This window comes from Romboutsia timonensis (genome assembly GCF_900106845.1).
Lineage (GTDB): Bacteria > Bacillota > Clostridia > Peptostreptococcales > Peptostreptococcaceae > Romboutsia > Romboutsia timonensis.
This window is the reverse complement of record NZ_LT629865.1, coordinates 21,616-35,174: the sequence shown is the minus strand read 5'-3', so window position 1 is coordinate 35,174 and position 13,559 is coordinate 21,616. Positions and strand designations below refer to the sequence as shown.

At 26.1% G+C, this 13,559-nt stretch carries 15 protein-coding genes and 1 tRNA gene; 12 read left to right on the top strand and 4 right to left on the bottom strand.

Annotation, left to right across the window (positions count from 1 at the left end; all coding sequences use genetic code 11):
* The 6 genes from BN7997_RS14960 to BN7997_RS14935 form a co-directional block, all read left to right on the top strand.
* Nucleotides 1-741, top strand: a 741-nt coding sequence (locus BN7997_RS14960; RefSeq protein ID WP_278335277.1) for an ATP-dependent DNA helicase, incomplete at its 5' end; no start/stop codon positions are given.
* Nucleotides 742-1,010: 269 nt separating this feature from the next.
* Nucleotides 1,011-1,835, top strand: a complete 825-nt coding sequence (locus tag BN7997_RS14955) for an ATP-dependent DNA helicase (protein ID WP_071121611.1) — start codon at nt 1,011-1,013, stop codon at nt 1,833-1,835.
* A gap of 391 nt (nt 1,836-2,226) precedes the next feature.
* On the top strand, nt 2,227-2,751 hold the full coding sequence (locus tag BN7997_RS14950) for a sigma-70 family RNA polymerase sigma factor (protein ID WP_071121610.1): 525 nt from the start codon (nt 2,227-2,229) through the stop codon (nt 2,749-2,751).
* Nucleotides 2,752-2,763: 12 nt separating this feature from the next.
* Nucleotides 2,764-3,171: a DUF4179 domain-containing protein gene (locus BN7997_RS14945; protein WP_071121609.1), complete on the top strand. Its 408-nt coding sequence runs from the start codon at nt 2,764-2,766 to the stop codon at nt 3,169-3,171.
* On the top strand, nt 3,152-3,673 hold the full coding sequence (locus BN7997_RS14940; RefSeq protein ID WP_071121608.1) for a sigma-70 family RNA polymerase sigma factor: 522 nt from the start codon (nt 3,152-3,154) through the stop codon (nt 3,671-3,673). The genes BN7997_RS14945 and BN7997_RS14940 overlap by 20 nt, the downstream gene beginning before the upstream one ends.
* A gap of 12 nt (nt 3,674-3,685) precedes the next feature.
* Nucleotides 3,686-4,888: a DUF4179 domain-containing protein gene (locus tag BN7997_RS14935; RefSeq protein WP_071121607.1), complete on the top strand. Its 1,203-nt coding sequence runs from the start codon at nt 3,686-3,688 to the stop codon at nt 4,886-4,888.
* Between the two features lie 132 nt (nt 4,889-5,020).
* Here BN7997_RS14935 and BN7997_RS15695 read toward each other — a convergent pair whose 3' ends face one another.
* The 3 genes from BN7997_RS15695 to BN7997_RS14925 all read right to left on the bottom strand — a co-directional run bounded on the left by BN7997_RS15695 (nt 5,021) and on the right by BN7997_RS14925 (nt 7,254).
* Nucleotides 5,021-5,176 (bottom strand): hypothetical protein, encoded by a 156-nt coding sequence (locus BN7997_RS15695; protein ID WP_154665264.1) that lies wholly within the window; start codon nt 5,174-5,176, stop codon nt 5,021-5,023.
* A 169-nt stretch (nt 5,177-5,345) separates the two neighbouring features.
* A complete protein-coding gene (locus BN7997_RS14930) occupies nt 5,346-6,554 on the bottom strand; it encodes an MFS transporter (protein WP_071121606.1) in 1,209 nt (402 codons plus the stop codon).
* Nucleotides 6,555-6,711: 157 nt separating this feature from the next.
* Complete coding sequence (locus BN7997_RS14925) at nt 6,712-7,254, bottom strand: MFS transporter (RefSeq protein WP_456300067.1); 543 nt, start codon at nt 7,252-7,254, stop codon at nt 6,712-6,714.
* 326 nt (nt 7,255-7,580) lie between these two features.
* On the opposite strand from BN7997_RS14925, the gene BN7997_RS14920 reads away from it, so the two are divergent.
* Together BN7997_RS14920 and BN7997_RS14910 are read left to right on the top strand one after the other, a co-directional pair.
* Nucleotides 7,581-8,102, top strand: a complete 522-nt coding sequence (locus tag BN7997_RS14920) for an acyl-[acyl-carrier-protein] thioesterase (RefSeq protein WP_071121604.1) — start codon at nt 7,581-7,583, stop codon at nt 8,100-8,102.
* 509 nt (nt 8,103-8,611) lie between these two features.
* A complete protein-coding gene (locus BN7997_RS14910) occupies nt 8,612-9,325 on the top strand; it encodes an acyl-[acyl-carrier-protein] thioesterase (RefSeq protein WP_071121602.1) in 714 nt (237 codons plus the stop codon).
* Between the two features lie 319 nt (nt 9,326-9,644).
* Here the strand turns inward: BN7997_RS14910 and BN7997_RS14905 are convergent, their stop codons facing one another.
* A complete protein-coding gene (locus BN7997_RS14905; protein WP_071121601.1) occupies nt 9,645-9,878 on the bottom strand; it encodes a hypothetical protein in 234 nt (77 codons plus the stop codon).
* 358 nt (nt 9,879-10,236) lie between these two features.
* Between BN7997_RS14905 and BN7997_RS14900 the strand changes: the two genes are divergently transcribed.
* From BN7997_RS14900 to BN7997_RS14885, 4 genes are all read left to right on the top strand, one after another.
* Entirely contained in the window at nt 10,237-11,766 is a 1,530-nt protein-coding gene (locus BN7997_RS14900) for a phosphoenolpyruvate carboxykinase (ATP) (protein ID WP_071121600.1), read from the top strand.
* A gap of 319 nt (nt 11,767-12,085) precedes the next feature.
* Nucleotides 12,086-12,161 (top strand) — tRNA-Met (locus BN7997_RS14895).
* A gap of 204 nt (nt 12,162-12,365) precedes the next feature.
* Nucleotides 12,366-12,875 carry a nitroreductase family protein gene (locus BN7997_RS14890; RefSeq protein WP_071121599.1) on the top strand — a complete coding sequence of 170 codons (510 nt, stop codon included), beginning with the start codon at nt 12,366-12,368 and terminating at the stop codon, nt 12,873-12,875.
* A gap of 10 nt (nt 12,876-12,885) precedes the next feature.
* A complete protein-coding gene (locus BN7997_RS14885) occupies nt 12,886-13,551 on the top strand; it encodes a Crp/Fnr family transcriptional regulator (protein WP_071121597.1) in 666 nt (221 codons plus the stop codon).
* Nucleotides 13,552-13,559: the final 8 nt, after the last annotated feature.

The window sequence follows — 13,559 nt, the reverse complement described above, 5'->3', positions numbered from 1 at the left end:
GCAACACTTATTCCTATGGATTACTTTATGAAAATGTATAGTTATGATGAAGAAGACTTTATTATAAACTTGAAAAGTCCATTTGATGTAAAAAACAGACTACTTATGATAGGGGATAATGTAGCTACAACTTACAACAAAAGATTTGAAACAAGTTGTGATATAGCATCATATATTGCAAACTGTGTACAAGCTAAAAAAGGAAATTATATGGTATTTTTCCCATCATATAAGTATATGGAACTAGTATTTGAAAAAATGAAGGAAAACTACCCAGATATAAATACATCAATACAAGAAAGTAATATGAGTGAAGAAGAAAAAGAAGAGTTTTTATCTATGTTTGATGAAGATAATAAAGAAACTCATGTTGGATTTTGTGTACTAGGTGGACATTTCTCTGAAGGTATAGATTTAACCAATGATAAACTTATAGGGGTTATTATAGTAGGAGTTGGAATGCCTCAAATTGGAATTGAAAGAGATATTATAAAGGACCATATGAAAGATAGTAATAAAGGCTTTGATTATGCTTATGTATATCCAGGCATGATTAAGGTATTACAAGCTGCTGGTAGGTGTATAAGAACAGATGATGATAAAGGAGTTATATTACTTCTTGATAAAAGATATTCTCAAAGAATATATCAAAGCTTGTTCCCTTATGAATGGTATCCTAATTTTAGAGTAAGAAAAAGTGATGATGTTAAAACTTTATGTGAAAAGTTTTGGAGCAAGTAATGTATAAATTTGACATATTCTTAATATAGGCATTTTTAGTTGGTAAATTATTTAATAAGATTTATAATATAATAAAGTTTACAATTGTTATAAATTGCGAACTAAAGGAATAGGAGAAATTTCTCCTATTTTTTTACGCTTAAGGATATTATAATACTTTAAAAAATGTGGATAACTTATGAATATAAGTGATATGAATAAATTATTTTTGAGCGTAAAAAAGATTTTGAGCAACGGACGAAGTCGTTGGCGACNAAACATTTAATGGAATGAATATAAAAATATATTGTGTTAATCCTCAAAAAGTAATTGAAGAAAAAATGAAAAAAGCTAAATCAAACATTATATTTTCAGCAACACTTATTCCTATGGATTACTTTATGAAAATGTATAGTTATGATGAAGAAGACTTTATTATAAACTTGAAAAGTCCATTTGATGTAAAAAACAGACTACTTATGATAGGGGATAATGTAGCTACAACTTACAACAAAAGATTTGAAACAAGTTGTGATATAGCATCATATATTGCAAACTGTGTACAAGCTAAAAAAGGAAATTATATGGTATTTTTCCCATCATATAAGTATATGGAACTAGTATTTGAAAAAATGAAGGAAAACTACCCAGATATAAATACATCAATACAAGAAAGTAATATGAGTGAAGAAGAAAAAGAAGAGTTTTTATCTATGTTTGATGAAGATAATAAAGAAACTCATGTTGGATTTTGTGTACTAGGTGGACATTTCTCTGAAGGTATAGATTTAACCAATGATAAACTTATAGGGGTTATTATAGTAGGAGTTGGAATGCCTCAAATTGGAATTGAAAGAGATATTATAAAGGACCATATGAAAGATAGTAATAAAGGCTTTGATTATGCTTATGTATATCCAGGCATGATTAAGGTATTACAAGCTGCTGGTAGGTGTATAAGAACAGATGATGATAAAGGAGTTATATTACTTCTTGATAAAAGATATTCTCAAAGAATATATCAAAGCTTGTTCCCTTATGAATGGTATCCTAATTTTAGAGTAAGAAAAAGTGATGATGTTAAAACTTTATGTGAAAAGTTTTGGAGCAAGTAATGTATAAATTTGACATATTCTTAATATAGGCATTTTTAGTTGGTAAATTATTTAATAAGATTTATAATATAATAAAGTTTACAATTGTTATAAATTGCGAACTAAAGGAATAGGAGAAATTTCTCCTATTTTTTTACGCTTAAGGATATTATAATACTTTAAAAAATGTGGATAACTTATGAATATAAGTGATATGAATAAATTATTTTTGAGCGTAAAAAAGATTTTGAGCAACGGACGAAGTCGTTGGCGACATGAGCGAAGCGAATTTTTTATTATTAAGGAGATGTTATATTATTAATGAATAATACAATAAAAATAAAATCTTATGTTAGAAAAGTTATAATTATTACGAATGTTTATATGTAGCTACTTAAAAGGAGGGTAATTGGTGGAAGATAAATTAATTATTAAATATATTAATAGGAAAAAAGAAGAGGGGTTAAGTCTATTAATAGAGGTATATGGTGATTATATAAACACAATTGTAAAAAATAATTTACGAATGTTACCTAATCATCAAGAAGAATGTTTAAATGATATCTTACTATCTATATGGATGAATATAAAAGACTTTGACAATAAGAAAAATACTTTAAAAAATTGGATAGGTGTAGTTTCTAAATATAAGACAATAGATTATAAGCGGAAATATTTAAAAGAGCTTAAATTGTATGATATTGATGATGATTTAAATATTATAGATAAGAATTTATTAGAGTGTGAAATAAAAGAAGAGGTAAATTATTTACTACAAAATCTAAATGAAAAAGACAGACAGTTATTTATAAAAAGATACATAGAAGATTTAGATATTGACACTATAGCAAAAGAAATGAACACAAGCTCATCAAATATTTATATGAGAATTTCAAGATGTAAACAAAAACTAAGAAAGTTAGTTACTAAAAACTAAGGGAGGATAAATATGAGTAATAAATATAAGTTGTTTAATGATATGTCTATAGATGATAATAATTATAAACAATATACTTTATGTGAGAATGATAAAAATAGAATATTTAATTCTGTAAATACTCAAATAAGTAAACAAAATAAATTGAAAAAAAATAAGTTTAAAAAGTTAATTACTGCATCTATTGTATGTGTATCAATTTCGATAGTAACATTAAGTAATGATAGAGTATGGGCAGTATTTGGAAATATAGGAAGACAGATAGAACAGTATTTTGGTAAGACAGAAAATGAATTTAATGGTTATAAAGTGAGTGTTAATGAAAGTGTAGAAGATAAGGGAATAAAGATGACACTATATGAAGTTTTATTAGACGATGGACAGATATTGCTAAGTATGAATATGNAAATTAATTATTAAATATATTAATAGGAAAAAAGAAGAGGGGTTAAGTCTATTAATAGAGGTATATGGTGATTATATAAACACAATTGTAAAAAATAATTTACGAATGTTACCTAATCATCAAGAAGAATGTTTAAATGATATCTTACTATCTATATGGATGAATATAAAAGACTTTGACAATAAGAAAAATACTTTAAAAAATTGGATAGGTGTAGTTTCTAAATATAAGACAATAGATTATAAGCGGAAATATTTAAAAGAGCTTAAATTGTATGATATTGATGATGATTTAAATATTATAGATAAGAATTTATTAGAGTGTGAAATAAAAGAAGAGGTAAATTATTTACTACAAAATCTAAATGAAAAAGACAGACAGTTATTTATAAAAAGATACATAGAAGATTTAGATATTGACACTATAGCAAAAGAAATGAACACAAGCTCATCAAATATTTATATGAGAATTTCAAGATGTAAACAAAAACTAAGAAAGTTAGTTACTAAAAACTAAGGGAGGATAAATATGAGTAATAAATATAAGTTGTTTAATGATATGTCTATAGATGATAATAATTATAAACAATATACTTTATGTGAGAATGATAAAAATAGAATATTTAATTCTGTAAATACTCAAATAAGTAAACAAAATAAATTGAAAAAAAATAAGTTTAAAAAGTTAATTACTGCATCTATTGTATGTGTATCAATTTCGATAGTAACATTAAGTAATGATAGAGTATGGGCAGTATTTGGAAATATAGGAAGACAGATAGAACAGTATTTTGGTAAGACAGAAAATGAATTTAATGGTTATAAAGTGAGTGTTAATGAAAGTGTAGAAGATAAGGGAATAAAGATGACACTATATGAAGTTTTATTAGACGATGGACAGATATTGCTAAGTATGAATATGGACCATTCTAAATTTGATGAAAGTAATTTAAAGAAGGGATTGTACAAAAACAAAAATTATTACTGGAATAAAGCAAGTGTATATATTGATAATAAAAAATTTATTTTAGATAGTACTAGCACAATTTTTGAAAAGGAAAAAGAAAATAAACAAGACTTCTTATCAACAATATCATTAACTTCAATTGATAACAATGATGATGGATATGCTGATATTGAAAATTATCAATTACTTGATAATATAGATGTTAATAAAGATTATGAAATGAAAGTAGTATTTGAAGAAATAGGAATACATCAAGTTGGATTATTACCTGGAGCAAAGTATGATAATTTTATTGATATAGATGGGAAGTGGGAATTTAATTTTATTGTAAATGGACATAAGATTAAAGATGAAACTAAAACTTATGATATAAATAAAAATATAAAGATAGAAGATGAAGGATTTAAGGCAGAATTAGATATTAAAATGTTGAGAATATCACCTGTATCTACAAAGTTAATTTATAATATAAAAATGGGAGAAGGATATGAGTTCAAAAATAGATACATAGATATTGAACTACAAGATCAAGATGGAAATATAATTGGTAGTAGAAGTAGTGGAGGAGGTAATGCTGAAGGAACATATATTAATATGGAGTTAGAAGTATATCAATCAGATATAAAAAAGGTGATTGATATAAATAAATTAAGTAGTATAAAAATAGTTCCATATCAATATTATAGAGAAAAAGATTCTAGAAACTCCAAATATAACCATATTATAAAATATGAAGAGAAGGCTATAACTTTAGATATTAAATAATATAGTTTATTACTGTAGTAATCATAGATAATTTAAGTTTATTATTTCAGTTAATGTAGTATAATATAAATATAGATTAAATAAAAAAGAAACTATAATCTAGTGGGATAGAGTATTAGTCTCTATTATAAATTACTTTTTAGTTAATTTGAATCTAAGTTTAAATTTGAATTCTAAACCACTTTTTCTATGGCAAATAGATAAGTGGTTTTTTATTTTATCATATATATAACTAGATATTAATCCAGTACAAATAGAACTTATAGTTCCTATAATAAAATTTATCATTAGTTTCATATAGTCCTAGTTCATACTTACTTACTGTATAAACTAGGACTATATGAAACCACCACTTATAGGTTGAAGTTTCTTATGTTGTATTATACCATACAATAACTAAACTCTAGTATTTTCAATAATTAAATCTAACTAGCACAACGAGTTAATTATATAAAATCTAATGATTCTTAACAGATCTAATAAATAGGAAATATGCAATTATAGTTGTGAAAAAATATATTACCCAAGAAGCCTGATACCCAAAAGAAGTATCAGCTATAACACCTGATAAAAACGGTCCAATTGAAGTACCTAGGATAAAAAACATATTTACAAAACCAAAAATTACAGAGTAGTTCTCATTGCTAAACAGTCTACTAACTCCATAAGATGGCCAAATTGAAGACATACACATAGTAAGACCGTAAAAAACTGTAAACAAGTATGCAAATATCGGATTACCTGCAAGTATTAAAAAAACTACACTAATACAACTAACAGTTCCCATAAAATATAAAACTATTTTAGTTTTAAACTTATCAAATAAAATACCACCTACAATATTTGCAACTAAACCTGTAACAGCAAGAGTAGACCCTATATTTGCATTAAAAGAAATTGAATAACCTAAAACTGATAAATATGGCTGTATATGTTGTTTGATTCCAGCAAAGCTTATACCCATAAGTAAAAGACCTATTGAAAAAGTCCAAAATGAAGGTGCTTTAGATATATCCTTAAATGTATAGGACTTATCTTTAGATTTATCACTTTTATTGTTAGAATCTTTTAATTTAGCCATTACATCATCTGGTCTTTTTGCTATAAACAAGCTTATAGGAAGTGAAACTATAACAACTATAGCTCCTAAAAAGAAATAAGCAAGTCTATAATTATATCTTTCTAAAAATTTAGATACTATTTGCATCCAAAAGAATGTTCCCGTACCTATTCCTGCAAAAACTATTCCCATTATAGAACCCTTTTTTTCTGGTTCAAACCAGTCAGATATCATTGTTGATATTGGTATTGTTGTAAGTCCACACATTCCTATTGCAACAATTACTCCTATTAGATAAAAAGATAGTATATTATTTGCAAGTCCGTATAGCATGTATCCGCCTCCAGCAAGGATGGATGATAATGACATTATTATTTTTATGTTTACTTTATTTAGAAGACTTCCTACTAAAGGTGAGCATATTGCTACTGTTATTGCTGTTATTGTAAATAGTAGAGAAAATTCTCCAATACTAAAGTTTCTTGCATTTATTACTGGTGCTGTAAGTATTGTATTTACGCTATTTACTATACTAAATGCAACAGCCATAAGTATAAAACTAGATACTGCTATGATATATTTATAATTATTTTTACTTTTATCCATAGTTTGTCTCCTTTATCTAAAAATTTACAAGTATATGATTATAATTCCAAATGTAGCGTAAATAATGCAAGTCTTGTTTAAAAAATTAGATACTTAAAGAAATAAAAGAAATTACATAGATTTTAAGTATTATTGTATAAATATTATTTAATGAGAACTACAATATAGNCATTACATCATCTGGTCTTTTTGCTATAAACAAGCTTATAGGAAGTGAAACTATAACAACTATAGCTCCTAAAAAGAAATAAGCAAGTCTATAATTATATCTTTCTAAAAATTTAGATACTATTTGCATCCAAAAGAATGTTCCCGTACCTATTCCTGCAAAAACTATTCCCATTATAGAACCCTTTTTTTCTGGTTCAAACCAGTCAGATATCATTGTTGATATTGGTATTGTTGTAAGTCCACACATTCCTATTGCAACAATTACTCCTATTAGATAAAAAGATAGTATATTATTTGCAAGTCCGTATAGCATGTATCCGCCTCCAGCAAGGATGGATGATAATGACATTATTATTTTTATGTTTACTTTATTTAGAAGACTTCCTACTAAAGGTGAGCATATTGCTACTGTTATTGCTGTTATTGTAAATAGTAGAGAAAATTCTCCAATACTAAAGTTTCTTGCATTTATTACTGGTGCTGTAAGTATTGTATTTACGCTATTTACTATACTAAATGCAACAGCCATAAGTATAAAACTAGATACTGCTATGATATATTTATAATTATTTTTACTTTTATCCATAGTTTGTCTCCTTTATCTAAAAATTTACAAGTATATGATTATAATTCCAAATGTAGCGTAAATAATGCAAGTCTTGTTTAAAAAATTAGATACTTAAAGAAATAAAAGAAATTACATAGATTTTAAGTATTATTGTATAAATATTATTTAATGAGAACTACAATATAGTAAAGGGCGTAAATGTTATATAATGCGAAATGAAAATATTTTTGATATCATATAAGATATTAAGCAAAAAGTAGATATATTAAATAGAAAGGGAAATATTTATGATATACTTTAGTAACTATAAAATTGGTTTAGAAGATATAGGAAGAAATAATGAAGCAACTAATAAAGCACTTCTTGCAATAATGCAAGATATAGCATGTCTTCACAGTGCATCTGTAGGGTATGGAGTTTTAGAAATAGAAACTAAAAAGAGGGCATGGATGCTTTTGGATTGGAAAATGGAGGTCATAAAAAGGCCTAAATATAATGATGATATAAAGGTAGAAACATGGTCAAGAAAAGTAGAAAGACTATATGCATACCGTGATTTTCAGATTAAGGATAAAGAAGGAAATATAATTGTAATTGGAACATCAAGATGGATCTTTGTTGATACAGATAGGAGAAGACCAGTAAGACTTACAGCAGATATTGCTGATTTATATGAATCAGAAACAGATAAAAATGTATTTACAGAAGAAATGGAAGATATTAAGTGTGGAGATTACCTTTTTAAAAAGGACTACTGTGTTCAAAGAAGAGATATTGATATAAATCAACATATGAATAATTTAAGNTGACATTATTATTTTTATGTTTACTTTATTTAGAAGACTTCCTACTAAAGGTGAGCATATTGCTACTGTTATTGCTGTTATTGTAAATAGTAGAGAAAATTCTCCAATACTAAAGTTTCTTGCATTTATTACTGGTGCTGTAAGTATTGTATTTACGCTATTTACTATACTAAATGCAACAGCCATAAGTATAAAACTAGATACTGCTATGATATATTTATAATTATTTTTACTTTTATCCATAGTTTGTCTCCTTTATCTAAAAATTTACAAGTATATGATTATAATTCCAAATGTAGCGTAAATAATGCAAGTCTTGTTTAAAAAATTAGATACTTAAAGAAATAAAAGAAATTACATAGATTTTAAGTATTATTGTATAAATATTATTTAATGAGAACTACAATATAGTAAAGGGCGTAAATGTTATATAATGCGAAATGAAAATATTTTTGATATCATATAAGATATTAAGCAAAAAGTAGATATATTAAATAGAAAGGGAAATATTTATGATATACTTTAGTAACTATAAAATTGGTTTAGAAGATATAGGAAGAAATAATGAAGCAACTAATAAAGCACTTCTTGCAATAATGCAAGATATAGCATGTCTTCACAGTGCATCTGTAGGGTATGGAGTTTTAGAAATAGAAACTAAAAAGAGGGCATGGATGCTTTTGGATTGGAAAATGGAGGTCATAAAAAGGCCTAAATATAATGATGATATAAAGGTAGAAACATGGTCAAGAAAAGTAGAAAGACTATATGCATACCGTGATTTTCAGATTAAGGATAAAGAAGGAAATATAATTGTAATTGGAACATCAAGATGGATCTTTGTTGATACAGATAGGAGAAGACCAGTAAGACTTACAGCAGATATTGCTGATTTATATGAATCAGAAACAGATAAAAATGTATTTACAGAAGAAATGGAAGATATTAAGTGTGGAGATTACCTTTTTAAAAAGGACTACTGTGTTCAAAGAAGAGATATTGATATAAATCAACATATGAATAATTTAAGCTATCTAGATATGGCATATGAAATTCTACCAGAGGATATTTATAATAATAAAGTTTTTAATAATATAAGAATAGTGTATAAAAAAGAAATATTGTATGGTGAAAATGTTGAATGTTATTATGAAGAGCAAAATAATAAGCATATTATTACAGCAAAAAGCCAAGACAACATAAATGCTATAATAGAATTGTCATAAAAGTGAAATTACATAAGTGATTTTTAATTTTATATATATTACGAACTAATGCAATTTGAAAAAGTATTATCTAATTTGCATTAATATTAATTAGATAGAGTGTAGCAATTGAATCTATACCATAAAATCTTATAGATAATAATTACTAGATAATTTAAAAATCAAGTAACTTTTCATAGAGTTTATTATGACGAGACTTGATAAAAGCACCTATCCTCGAATTGACGAGGACTGGTGTTTTTTATTTTGATATTTTTTTAATAGCCAAATAGATTAACATAACCTTTTATATTAAATTTATTTTTGACAGTAAAGTTGACTACTTATTTTGTAATTTATTTTCATAAACATACTTTATCTTGGCCCAATCCATAAATCTATATTCAAACTTCCAAACTATATCAGTTAAAACTCTAAAGCCACTTTTACTAATACCCTCTTTAAAAAATATTTCAACTGAATTAATCTTTTCAGCTAATTCCTTATGAATTATAATTTTATATCCATCAGCTTCAAAAACATCATCTTTATCAGATGGTTCATCCAGAACCACATCAAATACAGGGCCTAGTCAAGCACTTATTCTACGAATATAAATTCTAAAGCTTTTATCCTTAGAATTAGACTTTTCAATCATCTTATCAATAGCTATTTTACCACTTTCGTGAATGTTAAAAATCATTGTGTCACATCCTTTCAAAATGATTAAACTTATTTTACCCATAAGTTTTTTCTAATACACTAAAATATATGGACAACTCAAAATTAAAAAAATAAAAATATTACATGCTCAAATATTAAATTCATACGTATACTATATTAAAACACGACATAAATTAAAATGCACATATATTTAATACGTACTTACTTATTCATAAATACGATATCTAAAATAGAGAGGGGAATATACAATGCATGAATTAAAAAATTTTAACGATCAATTATTTAAAAATGTAATATCAAATCCTACAGAGCAAGAATTAAGAAACTTAGCAAAACCAATGGAAAAAACAACTGAATTTAACAGTGCAAGTTATGTAACTGAAGTTAGAAATAGAAGTGCTAAAAATACTTATATAGTTGATGAGATAGAAGTTGGTGTTGACCAAAAAGAAATAAGTCAAGAAGATGCAGATAAAATACTACAAAAAGTTCTTGAATATGTAAAAGATAAAGATGTAATAAGAATAGATCGTCAAATGGGTATGGGAGATAAGTTTTCATATAATTGTAGATTATATATATCTAAAGAATACGCTAGAATAGCATATATGTGGAACAATACATTACAACCATCATCAAATCCTGAAAATCCAGATCTTTTAAGTATATATATCCCTGAATGGCCAGAAAGAATAATGATAGCTTATCCTGAAACAGGATTAACTTTAATATTAGGAAGTGACTATTTTGGTGAAGCTAAGAAATCTTTCTTAAGAATGGCTATGTATAAAGTTAAAGAAGAAGGAGGACTTGGATTCCATGCAGGAAGTAAATTACTAAGAGTTTATGATAAAAATCATGAATTAAAAGACGTTGGATTTATAATGTTTGGCCTTAGTGGAACAGGAAAAACAACTTTAACTATACATGACCATGGTTTAACTGGTGAAGAAAAATCTATCGTTAGACAAGATGATGTTATATTTATGGACGAAAATGGATATTGTGTAGGAACAGAAACTGGATTCTTTATAAAAACTGAAGGACTAAATCCAGAACAACAAGGTGTATTATATAAAGCAGCTACAACAGATAGAGCGATCCTTGAAAATGTAAAAGTTTATGATGATGGAAAAGTTGATTTTGATGATGTAAGCTTAACTTCAAATGGTAGAGGTATAATATTAAGAAGTGAAGTACCAAATACTGATGATACTATAGACTTAGAAAAAGCAAATAAAATAATATTTATAACTAGAAGAAATGATATAGTACCTCCAGTAGTTAAATTAAATCCAGATCAAGCTTTAGAAGCATTTATGTTAGGTGAATCTATAGAAACTTCAGCAGGAGATCCAACAAAAGCTGGTCAATCAAAAAGATGTGTCGGAACTAATCCATTTATAATGGGACCTGAAATAGAAGAGGGATTAAGACTTAAAGAAATACTACAAAACAATCCTGATATGGAATGTTATATATTAAATACAGGTAGTGTTGGTGCTAAAGGTGATTTTAAAGGTGAAAAATTAAGCATAAAAGTATCAACAACTATAATGAAAGAAATAGCAAGAGATACTATTAATTGGGTAGAAGATGAAGAATGGGGATATGAAGTGACAGTACAAGTTAATGGTATAGATATAGAAAAATATAACCCAAGAAATTATTATACAGAAGAAGAATATAAAGTTTTAGCATCTAAATTAAAAGCTGAAAGAAAAGCTTGGTTAGCAAAATATGAATTAGCACAATCAATAAGATCAGAATCAAAATAGGCCATTACTGAAAATTTCGTCTCTTGGTTTTTATAACCAAGGGACATTTTGAGCAACGGATGTGACCGAAGCGGTAGCGAGTGTCATATCGTTGGCGACATGAGCGTAGCGAATTTTTTATATATTAAACTATATTTAATATAATTTTAAGTACTAAACAGTTTTTAGATAAGATATTATAATTAATGTATTCTGAAAATAAAACTAAATTAATATGAGTAGTTAAAATTATTAAAAAGAATATAAAAAATATGAATATTTTTAATGTAGTTGATATATAATATATTAAAGACAGTATTAAATATATTATATATTACATCGCGGAGTGGAGCAGTTGGCAGCTCGTTGGGCTCATAACCCAAAGGTCGCAGGTTCGAGTCCTGCCTCCGCAACCAATTACAAGCATATAACTCTTATATCTTTTGGTATAAGAGTTTTTTATATTAAGAATAAAATTATAAATAAAAATACTTTAAATGTGATATATATTACACTTATAAAAATTAGCTAAACATATATTGGTAAAAAATACAAAATTTGATAAAATGAAAATTGAATATGGTATTAGCTATGCAAATGTATATAATTTGGAGGATGTTATGTTAGAAGCTATAAAAATAAGAAGATCAATAAGAACTTATATAAATAAAAAAGTGGAAGAAGAAAAAATAGAAGAAATTCTAAGAGCAGCAATGCAAGCACCATCATCTAAAGGTGCATGTCCATGGGAATTTGTAGTTGTAGATGATAATGAAGTTTTAGAAAAATTATCAAAGTGTCAACATAGAGCAAGACATATAAAATATGCAAATATTTGTATAGTAGTATTAGGAAACAAAGATAAATTTATAAAACCTGGTAAGTGGATACAAGATTTAGGTGCAAGTACTCAAAATTTAATGTTAGAAGCAACTAATCAAGGTTTAGCATCTTGCTGGGTAGGAGTATTTCCAAAGAATAAAGTAGTTAACAAAGTAAGAGAAACTTTAAATTTACCTGAAAAATTAGTGCCATATGCAATAGTACCTATAGGATATAGTGAAGAAGAAAATGTATTTATAGATAGATTTGATAAATCTAAAATACATAGAAATTTATATAAAAAGTAAAGGTGTGCATATGAACAATATAGAGGTATTTAAGGATATAAAAGAAAGTAGTAAAATAGAGCTAAAAAAAATCCTTAAAGAAAGACAGCTTGCTAGAAAAGAAATATTATTTAATGAAAGAGATATAGTTGATAAAGTATATTTTTTAAAAACTGGAAAGATATCAATTTTTAAGATGAATGAAAATGGAGAAAGAAAAGTAATATTCATACTTAGAAATGGTGAAATGATAAATGAAGTAAGTTTTGATAAATCAAAAACTACTACAGTTTCTTGTGAAGCTTTTGAAAAGTCTATAATACTTGAATGTAGAGCAAAAGACTTTATTAAAGTTATGGAAGATGATTTTGCTTTAACTAAGAACATATTAGTTCATACTCAAAATACAAATAGAAGGTTATATAGACAGCTTAAAAACTCAATATCAATAAGGATTGACAAAAAGTTAGCAGCAAAGCTTTATAGAATTGGAAAAGAGTTTGGTGTATGTAATGGCGAATGGACATTATTAAATGTTAATTTAACAATTACATATATAGCAGATATGTTAGGTTGTAAAAGAGAAAGTTTATCAAGAGCAATGAAAATACTTCAAGATGAGAACTTAGTAAAAATAGAAGGTAAAAAAGTATATATAAAGAAAGATGAACTTTCAAGTTATTTTAAATCAACTTAATAATAAAC